The 16,936-nt window shown below is 40.1% G+C and carries 13 protein-coding genes and 1 tRNA gene; 8 read left to right on the plus strand and 6 right to left on the minus strand.

Annotation, left to right across the window (positions count from 1 at the left end):
• Positions 1 to 25: 25 nt before the first annotated feature.
• From nusG to GQR46_RS05145, 3 genes are all read right to left on the minus strand, one after another.
• Complete coding sequence (gene nusG / locus GQR46_RS05135; RefSeq protein ID WP_007580122.1) at positions 26 to 589, minus strand: transcription termination/antitermination protein NusG; 564 nt, start codon at positions 587 to 589, stop codon at positions 26 to 28.
• Between the two features lie 4 nt (positions 590 to 593).
• Positions 594 to 971: a preprotein translocase subunit SecE gene (gene secE / locus GQR46_RS05140; RefSeq protein ID WP_002958877.1), complete on the minus strand. Its 378-nt coding sequence runs from the start codon at positions 969 to 971 to the stop codon at positions 594 to 596.
• A 132-nt stretch (positions 972 to 1,103) separates the two neighbouring features.
• A tRNA-Trp gene (locus GQR46_RS05145) sits at positions 1,104 to 1,180 on the minus strand.
• Between the two features lie 164 nt (positions 1,181 to 1,344).
• On the opposite strand from GQR46_RS05145, the gene GQR46_RS05150 reads away from it, so the two are divergent.
• Both GQR46_RS05150 and GQR46_RS05155 read left to right on the plus strand, forming a co-directional pair.
• Positions 1,345 to 5,325, plus strand: coding sequence for a two-component regulator propeller domain-containing protein (locus GQR46_RS05150; protein ID WP_165740249.1), 3,981 nt, complete (start codon positions 1,345 to 1,347; stop codon positions 5,323 to 5,325).
• 136 nt (positions 5,326 to 5,461) lie between these two features.
• Complete coding sequence (locus GQR46_RS05155; RefSeq protein ID WP_165740251.1) at positions 5,462 to 6,592, plus strand: CsgG/HfaB family protein; 1,131 nt, start codon at positions 5,462 to 5,464, stop codon at positions 6,590 to 6,592.
• Between the two features lie 50 nt (positions 6,593 to 6,642).
• Here GQR46_RS05155 and GQR46_RS05160 read toward each other — a convergent pair whose 3' ends face one another.
• Positions 6,643 to 7,491: an SPFH domain-containing protein gene (locus GQR46_RS05160; RefSeq protein ID WP_007580116.1), complete on the minus strand. Its 849-nt coding sequence runs from the start codon at positions 7,489 to 7,491 to the stop codon at positions 6,643 to 6,645.
• A gap of 10 nt (positions 7,492 to 7,501) precedes the next feature.
• Positions 7,502 to 8,248 carry a deoxyribose-phosphate aldolase gene (gene deoC, locus GQR46_RS05165; protein ID WP_165728280.1) on the minus strand — a complete coding sequence of 249 codons (747 nt, stop codon included), beginning with the start codon at positions 8,246 to 8,248 and terminating at the stop codon, positions 7,502 to 7,504.
• Positions 8,249 to 8,698: 450 nt separating this feature from the next.
• On the opposite strand from deoC, the gene cysG reads away from it, so the two are divergent.
• The 6 genes from cysG to cysQ are packed head-to-tail and all read left to right on the plus strand — an operon-like array spanning position 8,699 to position 15,661.
• Entirely contained in the window at positions 8,699 to 10,126 is a 1,428-nt protein-coding gene (cysG, locus tag GQR46_RS05170) for a siroheme synthase CysG (RefSeq protein WP_165740253.1), read from the plus strand.
• 49 nt (positions 10,127 to 10,175) lie between these two features.
• Entirely contained in the window at positions 10,176 to 11,075 is a 900-nt protein-coding gene (gene cysD / locus GQR46_RS05175; protein WP_008133447.1) for a sulfate adenylyltransferase subunit CysD, read from the plus strand.
• On the plus strand, positions 11,075 to 12,499 hold the full coding sequence (cysN, locus tag GQR46_RS05180) for a sulfate adenylyltransferase subunit CysN (protein WP_165740255.1): 1,425 nt from the start codon (positions 11,075 to 11,077) through the stop codon (positions 12,497 to 12,499). Before cysD ends, cysN begins: the two co-directional genes overlap by 1 nt.
• 31 nt (positions 12,500 to 12,530) lie before the next feature.
• Complete coding sequence (locus GQR46_RS05185) at positions 12,531 to 14,255, plus strand: SLC13 family permease (protein ID WP_165740257.1); 1,725 nt, start codon at positions 12,531 to 12,533, stop codon at positions 14,253 to 14,255.
• Between the two features lie 32 nt (positions 14,256 to 14,287).
• Entirely contained in the window at positions 14,288 to 14,881 is a 594-nt protein-coding gene (gene cysC / locus GQR46_RS05190; protein WP_165740259.1) for an adenylyl-sulfate kinase, read from the plus strand.
• A gap of 9 nt (positions 14,882 to 14,890) precedes the next feature.
• Complete coding sequence (gene cysQ, locus GQR46_RS05195; protein ID WP_165740261.1) at positions 14,891 to 15,661, plus strand: 3'(2'),5'-bisphosphate nucleotidase CysQ; 771 nt, start codon at positions 14,891 to 14,893, stop codon at positions 15,659 to 15,661.
• A 248-nt stretch (positions 15,662 to 15,909) separates the two neighbouring features.
• Here the strand turns inward: cysQ and GQR46_RS05200 are convergent.
• Positions 15,910 to 16,936 (minus strand): hypothetical protein (locus GQR46_RS05200; protein ID WP_165740263.1); only part of this gene is annotated, 1,027 nt, incomplete at its 5' end.

Raw genomic sequence — 16,936 nt, forward strand, 5'->3', positions numbered from 1 at the left:
AAATTAGCGAAGCTTTTTTAATCAATTACTTATCTTGCTCAACTTGACCGAATTCAAGCTCAACTGGCGTAGAACGACCAAAAATAAGTACAGATACTTTTACGCGGCTCTTTTCGTAGTCAACTTCTTCAACTACACCACTGAAATCTGCAAATGGTCCGTCTGTAACGCGAACAACTTCACCTGGTTCAAATAATGTAGCAGGTTTAGGTGCTTCAGCATTTTCTTGAAGGCGATTAAGAATGCGTTCTGCTTCTTTAGGAGTTATTGGAGCAGGACGATCAGACGTTCCACCAATAAAGCCCATTACACGTTCAGTGCTGTTCACTAAGTGCCAGCTTGCGTCATTCATATCCATTTGTACTAATACATAACCTGGAAAGAATTTACGCTCAGATTTACGCTTTTGGCCAGCGCGCATCTCAACAACTTCTTCAGTTGGTACTAGTATCTCACCAAAGCTCGATTCAAGACCTTCGATTTTAATGTGTTCAGTTAACGTTTGAGCTACACGCTTTTCGTAACCAGAAAAGGCTTGTACTACATACCAACGTAACTTAATTTCTTTGTTCTCGTTCTCATCCGACATGGGATCAGATCTCCAATCCAGTTAAAAAGCCTACAGCGCGGAATAAAATGCCATCTAATCCCCAAAGGATAAGTGCCATAATCACTGTTGCAACCATTACAATTAATGTCGTGTGGGTAGTTTCTTGGCGCGTTGGCCAAATAACTTTGCGTACTTCAATTCGAGCTTCTTTAGCGAAAGCAAGAAAGTTACGTCCCTTAAATGTTTGCGAGGCAATTGCTAATCCGGCCGCTATTGCAACAACAACGCCGATAGCACGTAGTAGTACAGATTGATCTGCATACATGTGATTACCAACAACTGCGCCTGCAAGTAGCGCGATTGCTACTAACCACTTTACTGACTCCATCGCACTTGATGGTGTTTCTACATTCGTGCTCATAATATTATTACCTTAACTACAGACACAACAACCCTACACTACGGTAAGGTTAATCCATTAAAATCTAAACTTAAAAACAGACTTAATTTAAACCGGTTTTTAATCTCAGACTACTCAAACCACAAGTAAAACTGGCAGGGGCGGAGAGATTCGAACTCCCAACCATCGGTTTTGGAGACCGCTGTTCTACCAATTGGAACTACGCCCCTGCAAAGTGGATGCCTATTATACTTACGCAGTCCATTAACACAAGCCTAAAAGATACCCACATTGGAAAATCTCGGCATTGCATTAAAAAATCAATCTTAACATTGATTAAAAAGCAGTTTATGATTGTCCAAATTATAGGGACTCACAATTAGATGGGAAGTCTGTGAAAGCAATAAAAACAATCATAAGATATAAAATTATTAGCTTTTTATTATTATTTCATATTAGTTCTTATGCCCTGCCATTGTACTTAGATACATATACAAATGAACAAGGTTTATCACAAAATTCAATTACCTGCAGTACCACTGATGAAAAAGGGTTTCATTGGTTTGCTACCCAAGGTGGCTTAAACCGATTTGATGGGTATGAATTTAAGCACTATAAATTCAATCCTTCACAACCTAGTATTTCGGGAAATTGGATTACGGACTGCCTGAATTTAGGAAACGGCCACATTTGGTTTGCGACAACAAGTAATGGACTTAACTTATTAAATACTGAAACAGGAAGTTTTAGTGTTTTTAACCAGTACTCAGCTCCTCCTATTACAAATGAACGTATTTCATCAATTTCTTCTAATTCGCCACAAATCATTTGGATTGGTCACGATAAAGGGCAACTTACTCGTTTAGATACATACACAGGTACTACCGAATTATTTTCTTATCAGGGCACGAATCACTTAAATGTTGTTTTTAAGGATGTGCTTTTTGATGATCAAAAAAACCTTTGGTTAGCAAGTAGTATCGGGCTGATTAAGTTCGATACACAAACACATCGGTTCGAACATATATCTAATAGCCCTGAACAGCTCTGGCAATTAAAAAAAGTAACAAACGGCAAATTTATTATAGGAGGTAAGACTGGTCTAAGTGTTTTTGACTCAAACACACTCGCATTTTATAACTTTGAGCAACTCAAAAATGTTTGGGTCACAGATATACTTTTTGATGATGAAAAAAAATTATGGGTAAGCACTTATGGTCATGGTCTTTATTACCAAGCTACAGATAATTTACTAAGTAGCGAGTTTCGTCAACTTACTCACTCTCCAGATTTAAAACATGGCTTAGCTAACGATCACCTATTATCACTTTACCAAGACCCTCAAGGCATTATTTGGATTGGTACAGACGGCTATGGATTACATCGCTATGATAAAAGGCAGGCTCAGTTTGGTCATCAAAAACATCAAAGCAATAACCCAGCTTCTATCTCGAATGACTTTGTAAGAGCAATACTCAAAGACAGTAACAACTTACTTTGGGTGGGTACGCGCGACGGACTTAACAAACAAACTGACACAGGATTTAAACGCTATGAAACAGATAAAAATCAAGATATAGGCTTAACTAATAACAATATATTTAGTCTTTATGAAGATGCCAATAAACGCGTATGGATAGGCACATACGGAGGTGGTTTACTGCTTTACAACCCAATTAATGATAACTTTTCGGCTTTTACTGTGCAAAGCCATCAACTCAGTAGTAACCGTATTTATGCAATCGAAGGTGATCTAAGTGGTAATTTATGGCTGGGCAGTAACGAAGGCTTAACGCGATTTAATCCCGATACTTTACAGGTTACAAATTTTAAATACACCGCAGATAAAAATAGTATCTCAAATAATACTGTTTTTAGTATTACTTATGACAGCGACAACAACGCTATATGGGCAGGAACCCGCGCAGGGTTAAATAAACTTTCTTTACATGATGAAACATTCACCCATTACCAAAGCGATCTTAAAAAGCCTAATAGTTTAACGCACGACATGGTTACATCCTTGCATTTACAAGATAAAAACACTTTATGGGTAGGTACTTTTGGCGGGCTCAATAAGTTAAATATCCAAACAAACAAAGTAATAAACATTACAGAGTTTGATGGCTTACTTAACGATAATATTTTTGCAATTAAACAAGATAGCAGCGGTTACTTGTGGCTAAGCAGCAACCAAGGCCTAACCCGTTACGCTCCTCAAACCCAACAAATGCAGCATTTTTTACCCGCAAACGGTATACAGCATCATTCTTTTATTTTAGGTGCCGCTTTTCAAGCCGATGACGGCGAGCTATTTTTTGGTGGTATTAATGGTTTTAATCAATTTGATCCGTTAAAACTAACCCTAGCAACTCAACCCCCAGAACCCGTTATTACAGACTTACTTATTTATAACCAGTCAGTCGCGACGCAGCAATATATAAAAAACAAGACCCAAACGGCTAAGCTTATAAGCTATACAGACAGACTCTTTTTTAAAGAAGAAGATGGTGTTATCGGCTTTAAATTTTCTGCTTTAAACAGTGCAGAGCCCCCTTCTCAATACCAATATGCTTACAAGTTAGCTGGGTTAGATAAGCAGTTTTTATACGCAAACAAAAACCAGAGGCAAGTTAGTTATTCTCAACTTCCCGCTGGAAGCTATCACTTTATTGTAAAAGTTAAAGATCAATACGGTCAATGGAGTGATGATAAAACAATGGTTGCGCTTAAAGTTACTCCACCTTGGTGGAAGAACAATGTTGCCTATGTAACTTACATCATTATCGTATTATTTATAATGTGGTTAATTATAACAGCAAGGTATAGAGCTAACGTTGCAGAGCAAGCAAACTTAAAAGAGAAAGAACTTAGCAACTTAAAAACCCAACTATTAGATAATGTTAGCCATGAACTTAAAACACCATTGAGCTTAATATTAGCGCCACTTGAGAGTTTACAAAAAAGCCATAAGGATTCAGACACCCAACAAAAACTAGCGATGATTCAACGTAATAGCTATAAGCTATTGGATCAAATAAACCAACTTTTACAGCTCAGCCAGCGCCCAAGCACAGCAGTGAAACACGTCACACCCTATGCTATAAAGCCGGTAGTTGAACAATTAATTGAAGATTTCACCCCTTTATTTAAACAAAAAAATATTACGTTCGAGTTTGAAGATTTAACACAAAAAACTATTCCCATTAAATTAGAGCTAAATCATACAATTTCTATTATCAGTAACTTATTGAGTAACGCACAAAAATACACTCCAAACACTGGCAAAGTATTACTTCAGCTATTAACTCAAAAACAAACATTAATCATCACAGTCTCAGATACTGGTGTTGGTATAGATAAAGAGCACCTTGAGACCGTTTTTCAACGATTTACACGCATAGATACGAGTAATCAAAGTGGTAGCGGTATTGGCTTAGCGCTGGTGAAGCAGCTAGTTGAGCAATATGGAGGAACTATTGAACTTAAAAGTGAATTAAACAAAGGAAGTTGTTTTACTGTTTCACTCCCAACAACTCAAACAGACGAAACCTCTAACCTCACGGCTCTTGCTGTGTCTAAAAACAATAATTTATGTGCAGTAAAAAGTAATAAGATTCTTATTATTGAAGACAACGATGAAATGCGTGATTTAATAACGTCACTATTTATTAGTAGCTTCACGTGTATAAGTGCAGCTAACGGAGAGCTAGGTTTAGCTTTATGTAAAAACGAAATGCCTGACTTGGTAATAAGTGATGTAATGATGCCTGTTATGGATGGCTATCAGTTTATTAAAGCACTGCGCAGCGACACGGCTATTAGCCATATTCCGGTGTTATTACTTTCAGCAAAGGCAGATACGCATAGTAAATTAAAGGGCCTAGACTTACTTGCTGATGACTATTTGAGTAAACCTTTTGAGCCGCAGCTGTTACTCAGCCGCGTTCAAGGGTTATTAACGATTAGAGAAGTACTTAATCAACATTTAAAACAACAACTACCTGCTTTATCACAAACAACCCAGCTCGACCCACAAATGGCGCAAAGTAAAGATTATGTATTTACCGAGCGTGTAAAAACGACAGTAAAAGAGCATTACCAAGACGAAGCATTTAGCGTAGAAGAATTTGCAGCAGCGCTCTACCTTAGCCCTCGCGCTTTACAATTAAAAATGAAAGCCTTGTACAACCTAACACCAAGCGATTACATTCGAAATATTCGTTTAGAATTTGCACAAGAGCTTTTAAAAAATAGTGAGCTTGCAATTGGTCTAGTAGCACAGCAAGTTGGCTTTAATTCACAAAGCTACTTTGCCCGGTGCTTTAAAGCAAAATATAATATGTCCCCAAAACAGTTTCGCGAACAATCCTGATAAATTTCGCCTGTGTGACTAAACATTTCGCACCAGTACTATTATTAACCTACTGATTTAACTAAATTAACATGAATTTAAATATTAAAGGAAATACACTGCATTTCCCTTGAGCATATTAATTAAGGACAGTCATATGTTAAAAGCACCACAAAAACTATTATTAACGGCACTATTAACTGCCACTCTTAGCGCTTGTCAAAGCACCTCCACAAATGTTACGTCAGGTCAAAATTCACCAGACATAAACACTGTCGCCCAAGAACAATACAATGGGCCTAAAGCTCGTATTGCTGTTGCACGCTTTACCGACAAATCAAACAACTCAAAATGGTGGCGTAAAGAAATAGGCGACGGTATGGCTGATCAATTAACTACAGCACTCGTATCAACAAATCGCTTTATTGTTTTAGAGCGCCAAGCGCTTGATGCTGTTTTATCAGAACAAGACCTAGCAGCCTCAGGTCGCGTTAGTGCATCATCGGGTGCCGCTTATGGTGAGATTGAAGGCGCTGAAATAGTCGTTATTGCAGCGGTAACTGAATTTGATGACGATAGCTCTGGTGCAAGTGTTGGCAGTGGCGGCTTTATGGGTGATGTATTTAGCTCTGTATCCGCTGGTTTCTCAGGCTCGCATATGGCGATTGATCTTCGTCTAATAGATACACGCACATCACGCATTTTAGCTGCAACAAGTGTTGAAGGTGGCAGTAAAGATTTTGACTTTACTGGAGCCGCAACCAACTTTGGTGGCGCACTTGTTGGCGGTAATATTAGTGGATGGTCTGATACCCCTAAAGAAAAAGCCCTTCGTGAAGTTATTATTAAAGCGGTTGAGTTTTTAGAAACTAAAATTCCAGATACTTACTATCGCTATAACAGTAATAACACTTTAGCATCGGGTTACACTGCGCCGCCACCGGCAGCTGTACAAGCAAAAACAGCCAGCAAGAGCGCTGTAACAGTCGATGTACCCACTCATAGAATGCCACATTATGAAAAGATGGATTTAGCAATGTCGCGCCTAAGCTTGGTATGTTTGGGTTACCTAAGAAACCAGCCTGATTACGAAGAATTTGAAACACAGGATGTTGAGTACGATCGTAAAACAGTTATCGCACTTCGTGAGTACCAACAAGATAAAAAACTAAAGGTAACCGGTTTAGCTGATGAAACAACTAAGAAGTCACTTGATGATAGTGGTTGTATTGCTAAAACGAACAAATCAAGCCTCGAAAGTATAAGCAACATGTTTAAGTTTAATTAATGGCTTTGACTTGGGTAGCTAATAAAAAGAGCTACCCAAGTACTCACTATCTAGTTAGCGCCTTTAACAAGTGGCACTCCGTTATTACCTACCGGAATATAAACAGTTGTATGATTAGGCGACTCAGCCATTTTTATTTGTGCATTAATTGCTTCATGTTGAATGTAATTAGCTGTTAGTGTTGCGTTAATGATCTTCTGAGCTTGAGCAATCCCTTTGGCTTCTTCAACCCTAATTTCAGCGTCTTTTTTGGCAATCTCTTTTTGTGTTTCTTTTTCCGATAATAGCTGCTGAGCTGCCAACTTTTTCTCAACTGCATTAGCAACAATATCGGGGTAATTAATATTGCCTACTACAACGTTTGCAAGTTTAAACGGCGTTGTCGATAAATAACTTTGCAGGCGCAGAGTCACTTCCTTCGCAATTTTCTCACGATTTGTTTTAAGCTCGCCACTATCGTATTTTTGTACTGTATCGCGCACATACGTTCTAAAAGTTTCACGTACAAAGCGTTTATACCAATTTTCGGCGCCGTACTGCTCTACCACAGTTTTAACAGAGCCACTCTCAATAGCAATAACAGCATGAAAATCAAATTTAATATTTAAATCATCATTCGCTAAGATTCTAAATGTTTCGGTATATGTATTAGGTCGCATATCGATGTTTACCACTTCATTTCGCAGTAATGACATACCGTAATTAGATGGGCCCTTCATTGTTCCTTGATAACCACCTTCACCAAATACACGCGGCTTTTCGAATACGTAGCCTTCTTCACCTGCGGGTGTGCTTGGGTTAGTACATGCAGTTAATCCAAAACCAACGACTCCTACAACCAATGCACCTTTAAATAGGTTATTAAACAATGTTTGTGTCCCGGAGTTTCTTGCTCTCATTATTTATCCTTTAATTACTTTTTAATATTGTATAAACATCGCTTAACAGGCTCGAGGCACCAAACCTAAATGTATTTGCTTGCAGATAATCATCTCCCATTATCGCGCGTGCTAGCGCTAAATAATCACTGGCATCGGCAACAGTTTTAACACCACCGGCAGCTTTAAAGCCCACACGTTTATCTGAGTTTTTAATAGCTGTTAGCATAATTTTTGTTGATTCAAGTGTGGCATTTACAGCGACCTTACCTGTACTGGTTTTTACAAAATCAGCACCGCCTTTAATTGCAAGCTCCGTGGCCTGAGTTATGAGTGCTTCAGTTTTTAGCTCTCCACTTTCTATTATTACTTTTAATTGAGCGTGCGACCCACACGCTTTTTTACTTTCGCTTACATAGCTAAGTACTGTTTGAACATCGCCCGCTATGAGTTTTTTGTAAGGAATAACCAAATCAATTTCGTCAGCGCCGCGCTCTATTGCAATAAGTGTTTCGTTAATTACATCACTCAGTGGTGCATCACCCGTTGGGAAATTAGTGACTGTTGCAACTTTTACGTGGTTAAGCTCACGCGCTGCGAGTGCTATTTTTGCATCATCAACAAAGTCGCTATAAACACATACAGCGGCAGGTGTGCCCAGCGTCGGGTTTATACTATCAACAAGCGCTTGAATGCTTTTGGTGGTATCGCTAGTGTTTAAGCTTGTTAAATCCATCAGTGCGACTGCTAATGCGGCATCTTTTTGGTGTTGTGTCATTAGAGCTCCGTTGCTTATGTAATACCAATTTTATTAAAAACATAATAATTTTAGCGTATTAAATAACTCACTAACTACGTTAAAAATTATTTATATAGAACAACTATGTATCATAATTTTAGCCTTGTTATTGAGCTATTTTCTCGTCGCTATAATAGATCACTAATTTAATGCAATTGGTATAAGTACAAAATTTGATATGCCTCCATATTAACAAATTAAACCAAACTCGCTATAGCTCATAACCAAACACTATAAGCTGTTTATTTTACTTGTAACTCGGCGCAATCCCTTGTTAACTAACTCTTAGGCCTAAAAAGCCCACCCATTATAACTTTTGGTTATATCAACTTGGTTTTAATTATTTTTTACTTATTGATAGCCGCTATATTCTGCTTATCAGAATAAAGCGTTTTCTTATATTTGAATTTGTTTAGGGGTCTTATTAACGTGCAGTATTTACCTATCTTTACCAAACTCGACAACAAACCAGTATTGGTTGTTGGCGGTGGAGAGGTCGCATTACGCAAATGTCGCGCGTTTTTAAAAGCGAGAGCAAGCGTTACTTTGGTAGCGCCTTGGTTTTGCGACGAACTAAAAGAACATGCACATAATAATGAAGTAACGCTTATTGATGCTTATTTTGATGAGTCGCATCTCGATGGAAAAATGCTTGTTATTGCGGCAACCGATCGCGATGAAGTAAACAACAACGTATTTGAACTTGCCAATGCTCGCAATGTATTTGTAAACGTGGTTGATGACCAGCCTAAATGTACGTTTATATTTCCATCTATTGTTGACCGCGACCCAATCACTATTGCTATATCAAGCGCAGGCACAGCGCCAGTGCTTGCACGTCGCTTGCGCGAAAAGCTCGAAACCCTTATTCCGCATCATATTGGCCCACTTGCAACACTTGTCGGTGGCTTTAGAGACAAAGTAAAAAAACGCTTTAAACATTTTTCAGACCGCCGCCAATTTTGGGAAGGCGTATTCGACTCATCTGTCGTGAGTAAAGTACAAACCGGTGATACTCAAGCCGCACAGCAACAGCTAGAACAAATGCTAGATGCTAAAGCAGAACCTGAAGGCGAAGTATATGTAGTAGGTGCAGGCCCTGGCGATCCAGAGCTTTTAACACTTAAAGCACTGCAACTCATGCAACAAGCCGATGTAGTCGTTTATGACTTTTTAGTGTCTGACGAAATTATGGAATTAGTGCGCCGAGATGCTGACCTTATTTGTGTAGGCAAACGTTTAGGCGATCATAGCGTTGTTCAAGACGACACCAACCAAATGTTGGTCGACCTTGCGAAACAAGGCAAAAAAGTATGCCGAATTAAAGGTGGCGATCCGTTTATTTATGGTCGTGGTGGCGAAGAAGTACAAGTACTGGCTGCTAACAACGTAAATTATCAAATTGTACCGGGCATTACCGCCGCTGCAGGTTGTAGCGCTTATGCAGGGATTCCGCTTACGCATCGTGACCATGCACAAGCCATTCAATTTGTAACTGGCCACTGTAAAAAAGACGGTCAAGAACTTGATTGGCAATCGCTGGCTAAACCAAATCAAACGCTTGCTATTTACATGGGCGTAATCAAATCGCCGCACATACAAAGTGAGCTTTTAAAACATGGCCGTAAAGCCAACACCCCTGTCGCTATTATCGAAAACGGCACACGCAAAAATCAGCGTGTAGTAACAGGCCAACTAGGCGAACTTGCCGACTTAATCCAGCGCAACAGCATTATATCGCCTGCGCTACTCATTATTGGTGAAGTAGCCGCCCTGCACTCGCAACTAGCGTGGTTTGGGAAAAACGAACAAACAAGCAGCTTTGCACAGCCGCTAACAGATGTATCAAATACATAACCGAATTTTAAATTTGTAACTTTTAATCATTTTAGTAGGACGACTAACAATGGCTTTAACTCACCTTCAGCAACTAGAAGCTGAAAGTATCAAAATCATGCGCGAAGTCGCCGCTGAGTTTGAGAACCCAGTAATGCTTTACTCTATTGGTAAAGATTCGTCGGTACTTTTGCACTTAGCGCGTAAAGCATTTTACCCTGCAAAAATTCCGTTTCCGTTATTACACGTAGACACCAATTGGAAGTTTCGTGAAATGATTGAGTTTCGCGACCGTATAGCTAAAGAATACGGTTTTGACCTACTGGTACACAAAAATCCAGAAGGCATTGAAATGGGTGTAGGCCCGTTTACGCATGGCTCGGGTAAACATACCGACATAATGAAAACCCAAGGCTTAAAGCAAGCACTTAACAAATATGGTTTTGATGCTGCATTTGGTGGCGCACGCCGCGACGAAGAAAAGTCACGCGCAAAAGAACGTGTTTACTCGTTCCGCGACAAACACCACCGTTGGGATCCTAAAAACCAACGTCCTGAGCTTTGGAACACTTATAACAGCCAAGTTAATCCGGGCGAAAGCATTCGTGTTTTCCCGCTGTCTAACTGGACTGAGCTTGATATTTGGCAATACATTTACCAAGAAAACATCGACATGGTACCGCTTTACCTAGCAAAAGAGCGCCCTGTTGTTGACCGTGATGGCACCCTAATTATGGTTGACGATGAGCGTATGCCACTTAACGAGGGTGAAGTACCGCAAATGAAATCTGTACGTTTTCGTACATTAGGCTGCTACCCACTTACCGGTGCAGTTGAGTCAACAGCAAGTACTTTAACCGAAATCATCGAGGAAATGCTGCTATCTACGTCATCTGAACGTGAAGGTCGTGTTATTGACCATGATTCAGCAGGCTCAATGGAGAAGAAAAAACGTGAGGGGTATTTTTAATGTCTAGCCAAAATAACGATACATTTAACGAAGTAAAAGAAATAGGCATAGACGCCTACCTAGCACGCCAACAAGATAAAAGCTTATTGCGTATGCTTACGTGTGGCAGCGTAGATGACGGTAAATCAACATTGATTGGCCGCCTGCTGCACGACAGCCACCAAATTTATGAAGATCAGCTAGCTGCTCTTCATAAAGATAACGAAAAAGTAGGTAACGCAGGTGAAGATCTTGACCTTGCATTATTAGTTGATGGCCTACAAGCTGAGCGCGAGCAAGGTATTACCATTGACGTAGCGTACCGTTACTTTTCAACGGCTAAGCGTAAATTTATTATTGCCGACACACCAGGGCACGAGCAATACACGCGTAACATGGTAACAGGTGCATCAACAAGCGATGTCGCTATTATTTTGGTTGATGCGCGTTACGGCGTGCAAGTACAAACCAAGCGTCACAGCTTTATTTGTGACTCGCTGGGCATTAAGCAGTTTGTTGTTGCCGTTAATAAAATGGATATCGTTGATTTTGACGAAACTGTGTATGAAAAAATCAAAGCCGATTACCTTAAATTTGCTGAGCAACTTAACGTATCAAACATTAAGTTTGTGCCTATGTCGGCGCTTAAAGGCGACAACGTAGTAACTCGCTCTGCTCATACACCGTATTACACTGACAAGCCGCTACTTGAATTACTAGAAGATTCGCCAGCAGCCGAAACAGATACAGGCTTTGAAGCGCGCCTACCGGTGCAATATGTAGTGCGTCCTAACTTAAACTTCCGTGGTTTTCAGGGCACACTTACATCGGGCAAGATACACGTAGGCGATGCTATAAAAGTATTACCATCGGGTAAAACATCAAGTATTAAAGAAATTGTTACCTTTGATGGCAATTTAGATAGTGCTGAAGCAGGCCAAGCAATTACCGTTACCCTAAATAACGAAATTGATATTAGCCGAGGCGACGTAATAGTACCTGCAAATTCAACGGCTGTTGTTACTAACCAGCTGCAAGCTAAAATTGTGTGGATGCATGAGTCGCCATTAGTATTAGGTAAAAGCTATAACCTAAAGCTAGGCAGCAAAAACACTTCAGCTATTGTTACAAAGATTGATTACACGATTGATGTAAACACGCTTGAGCACGGCACTAGCGACTCACTGCAGTTAAACGAAATTGCGATTGTAACGCTTGAACTAACCGAAACTATTTTGGCAGACGAGTACCACAGCAATCACGAAACAGGCTCGTTTATACTAATCGATCGCTTATCAAACTTAACGGTTGGTGCGGGGATGATTGAACAAGTACTGCAAAGCCAAGCACAGCAAAGTAACTTTAGCGAATTTGAAGTTGAATTTAACAGCTTAGTACGCAAGCACTTTCCGCATTGGCAAGCGCTTGATATTTCTAAGTTATAAGTTAACTTTAGCCTGTTAGGAATTTAAAAGCATGGTAGAACAGCTCGTTTTAACAGGCATTATGCTTACCTTAGTCGGGTGCCTTTTTGGCACCCGTATTAATCCAGCATGGTTATTTGTAAGCGCCATTGGCACCAGCTACTTAGCAGGGCTAATCGATCTTGAAAGCATGTTAATTAATTATGCTAACCCGTCGCTTATCACCTTAGTACTATTGGTGTTAGTCTCGACCGCAATAGAAAAAACCACCCTAATTCAAAAGTTAGCGCAATCGCTATCTAAAGGTAGTTTAGTAAAATCGGTAACAAAATTGGGATTATCAACCGCCTTTTTATCGTCGTTTACTAACAATACCGCCGTTGTTGCATCGCTTATTACCGCGATAAAAGACAACCCTAATCACTCCCCTTCAAAGCTATTATTACCGCTGTCGTACACTGCTATTTTGGGCGGCACCATTACGCTTATTGGTACATCAACCAACTTAATCGTCAATGGCTTTGCAGTTGATGCGGGCATGGAACCACTGGGCTTTTTTGACTTTACCTTAGTGGGTTTAGGCGCGTTAAGCGTAGGCCTAATTACCATTTTAGTAATGCTTAAATACTTACCCGACAACGGTAAAAGCGACCAAGAAGTCGTGCCTTTTTACCTAGAAGGCAAAGTACAAGCAAACTCAAAATTAATAGGCCAAACCGTTGAAGAAAACGGCCTGCGTGATTTAAAAGACTTATTCCTCGCTGAAATCATTCGCGATGGCAGCCGCATTTGCGCAGTCACCCCGCAGCAAATTATTCAAAAAGATGACGTGCTGCTGTTTGTAGGTGACATAAAATCGGTGCCATTACTTACCCGTTTCGACGGCCTAAAAGTAGTACACGAAAATCATCAAAAAGACATAGAACACTTAGTAGAAGTAGTTGTAAGTCAGTCTTCAAAATTTATAGGTAAAACCGTAAAAGAAGCCCGCTTTAGAGAGCAATTTCATGCTGCTGTTATTGCTATTCGCCGTGGTCACGACCGCTTACAAGGCGGCCTTGGGCAAGTGCAATTACAAGCTGGCGACTCGCTTATACTCGCACCAGGCAAAAACTTTTATACCTTGCCCAACTTAAAGCGCGAATTTGTGTATATTTCAGGGTTTGACTTACAAGCCCACCTTGCACCTAAGCAATCAAATATTGTGCTACTGTGCTTTGCCGCAGTACTGGGTTTAAGCATTATTGGCATAGTGCCGCTGGTTAAAGGCTTATTAGTATTACTAATTGGCCTAATGCTCAGTGGCACCATAAAACTTAACGAAGTAAAACGCCGTTTTCCTATCGAGTTACTCGTGGTCGTAGGTAGTGCCATTGGCCTTGCCAAGTTAATGATAGGCACCGGACTTGCCGGGCAAATATCCGACGCCATGTTTATGGTACTTGGGGATTTTGGCCCGTACGGCGCATTTATTGCGATATTTTTAATGACCGTATTATTTACCGAGCTTATTACTAATAACGCAGCAGCTGCCTTGTCGTTCCCTGTTGCTTACTCGCTCGCGGTTGGTTTTAATGTAGACCCGCTACCGTTTATTATGGCGGTTGCCTTTGGCGCATCAGCCAGCTTTATATCGCCATTTGGGTATCAAACTAATCTAATGGTTTATAGCGCAGGTAACTATCGCTTAAAAGATTACATAGTGATGGGCTTACCCCTTTCTATTATTTATTCAATCACGGTATTAACCTTGATCCCGCTGGTATTTCCGTTTTAATACCTGCGCTCACAGCATAAGAGACTCTCACTATGGATGAAAATATAGTTTGGCATAACTACGCAACTACAAAAGCACAGCGTAGTGAGCAAAAAAAACATAAGCCCGCTATTTTATGGTTTACCGGCTTTTCAGGCTCTGGCAAAAGTACCGTAGCAAACGCACTAGAAGCAGCGCTTAATCAGCAAGGTACACACACTTACCTGCTAGATGGCGACAACGTACGCCACGGTTTGTGTAAAGATCTAGGCTTTAGCGACGAAGACCGCATTGAAAACATACGCCGCGTAGGCGAAACCGCAAAACTAATGACCGACGCTGGCTTGTTAGTACTTACTGCGTTTATATCGCCTTTTAGAGCAGAACGCGACATGGTGCGCAGCCTAGTAGAGGACGGCGAATTTATTGAAGTATTTATCGATACCCCACTTGATGTATGCGAAAGCCGCGATCCAAAAGGCTTATACAAAAAAGCCCGCGCTGGAGAGATAAAACACTTCACGGGTATCGATTCAAGCTACGAAGTGCCAAACAATCCAGAAATAATTTTAGATACAAGTAAAAACACCCTAGACCAATCGGTTACACAACTGATAACGTATCTAAAACAAAAGCACATAATATAGGTTAACCCCATGAATCAAACCGAACTGCTAGAAGAAACCCTCATCCTTGCCCGCAAAGCAGGCCAAGCGATAATGGGAATTTACGAAAAGGATTTTAATGTTGAGTACAAAGCCGACGAAAGCCCCGTAACCGACGCCGATTTAGCAGCTCATAAACTGATTGTGGCAGGGCTTCAACAGCTCACACCCGACATTCCAATACTCAGTGAAGAAAACGCCGACATAAGCTGGGATGTACGCCAAACGTGGAAAAGCTACTGGTTAGTTGACCCAATCGACGGTACTAAAGAATTTATTAAAAAGAACGGTGAATTTACCGTAAACATCGCCCTAATCAAAAACGGCATTCCTATTTTAGCCGTAGTTGATGCACCCGCACTTGGCGTATCGTACTTAGCCGCCGAAGCAATTGGCGCATTTAAAGATAAAGGCGATGAGCGAATTGAGCTTAAAGTAACGACTAAACCTAACAAAGGGTTAATTCGTGTTGTAGGCAGCCGCTCGCACCCATCACCCGATTTAGCCGAGTTTGTAAAACGCTTTGATGAGGTAGAAATGGTGTCTAAAGGCAGCTCACTAAAGCTGTGTTTAGTGGCTGAGGGCAGCGCCGATATTTACCCGCGCTTAGGTCCAACTTGCGAATGGGATACAGGTGCAGGCCACGCAATAGCCGAAATAGCCGGTGCTAAAGTGACCCAACTTGATGGCAGCCCGCTTATTTATAACACCAAAGATGAATACTTAAACCCGTATTTTGTGGTGAGTGCGATAGAAGAGTAAGGGCCAGAGCTATTAGCGGTTAACTCAAAAGCAGCTCTGCGTTAAGTTATTTGTAGGTCGGGATTTATCCCGTCATTTTGTCGGGCTAAAGCCAGACCTACAAAAGAGCTGCACCGTAACTACAACTCTATATTTCGTGGGGATAGCTTTAGCTATGATACTAACATGGCACTTAATTTAAAAAACAATCGCACCACATCGAACTCAGAGGTTTATAATAGAAGTAATATCGGTTAGATTAAGCAAAACTAAATTCCACTAACCGATGTAGCCTTTTCAGACTTCAGAAGATGTATTACGCTGTCTAAATCCTGTTGATTTTCACCAGTACAAACTAATTGCTCTAAGCGCTTAATAATGACTTCTCTTTCTCTATGATTAATCTTTTTAATATCAGTTTCAATGCCTAATTTTGGTTTATGGTTATCATGTCTCAATATATCGACCAATAACCATAGTGACTTTTCATCTGTTCGCTCTAAAAATAATCTTATAATAAAATCATAACTAATTTTATCTCCAGCATTTTGAATGCTATAGGTATTCAATACTGACAGGGTGAGTAGGTGTGCATCAAAGATATCTCCGTCTAGAAACACACTGCCTAACTTATTGAAATCAGTCCCAATCAAAACACTTCCAATCGAGCCTGCGTTTTCACGTAGTGAATTCAGAAATTTGAGTGAAAGGTAGGGGTTAGATAAATTTGAAATTTTAGTAGCAACCTCTTCAAAATTCTCTTTTTTAATAATCTGTAAAGTTAGCCGACTAAAGATACTTTCAAATAAATACTCATGAGTATAATATTCTTTTCTGATAGCTTTTATGATCAGGTCAAACAATCTTTCAGATATAGTCAGCTTACAAATTGGACTATTTACTGTAAAAATAACATACTCAAATCGCCATACCACCTGCTGAAACTTTAAGTCATGACATAAGTCATCTGCTAACTTATACAAATCATCTGGTGCTATGAATCGTCTAAATACTTCTTGCTCTCGAAGCTCGCCATCTAAGATATCTTCTTTTGCAATCCTCTTTAGATAACAAATATCAGGGTCATTACAGCTTAATAATTGAGTAGCTCTATAGAACTTATCAAAAATTAACTCAGGCTCTTTTATAGCTACTTTCTTATCGAAGTTATCAGCAATCCGGTTTAGTGCTTCCACTTTTTGATCATCATTGCCCTGCGGTGACTTTTCAACCTTATTTGGTTCACTTTCTTCTTGCTCGATAAGGCCTAAAAGAACTTTAAAAAAATTAAAATAT

It is taken from the genome of Pseudoalteromonas sp. Z1A6, assembly GCF_011378745.1.
Classification (GTDB): Bacteria; Pseudomonadota; Gammaproteobacteria; order Enterobacterales; family Alteromonadaceae; genus Pseudoalteromonas; species Pseudoalteromonas arctica.

Coding starts and splice junctions, on each gene's coding strand:
- secE (WP_002958877.1), bottom strand. CDS start 971: ATGAGCACGAATGTAGAAACACCATCAAGTGCGATGGAGTCAGTAAAG.
- GQR46_RS05155 (WP_165740251.1), top strand. CDS start 5,462: ATGTTAAAAGCACCACAAAAACTATTATTAACGGCACTATTAACTGCC.
- cysD (WP_008133447.1), top strand. CDS start 10,176: ATGGCTTTAACTCACCTTCAGCAACTAGAAGCTGAAAGTATCAAAATC.
- cysC (WP_165740259.1), top strand. CDS start 14,288: ATGGATGAAAATATAGTTTGGCATAACTACGCAACTACAAAAGCACAG.
- nusG (WP_007580122.1), bottom strand. CDS start 589: ATGTCGGATGAGAACGAGAACAAAGAAATTAAGTTACGTTGGTATGTA.
- GQR46_RS05160 (WP_007580116.1), bottom strand. CDS start 7,491: ATGAGAGCAAGAAACTCCGGGACACAAACATTGTTTAATAACCTATTT.
- cysQ (WP_165740261.1), top strand. CDS start 14,891: ATGAATCAAACCGAACTGCTAGAAGAAACCCTCATCCTTGCCCGCAAA.
- deoC (WP_165728280.1), bottom strand. CDS start 8,248: ATGACACAACACCAAAAAGATGCCGCATTAGCAGTCGCACTGATGGAT.
- cysN (WP_165740255.1), top strand. CDS start 11,075: ATGTCTAGCCAAAATAACGATACATTTAACGAAGTAAAAGAAATAGGC.
- GQR46_RS05185 (WP_165740257.1), top strand. CDS start 12,531: ATGGTAGAACAGCTCGTTTTAACAGGCATTATGCTTACCTTAGTCGGG.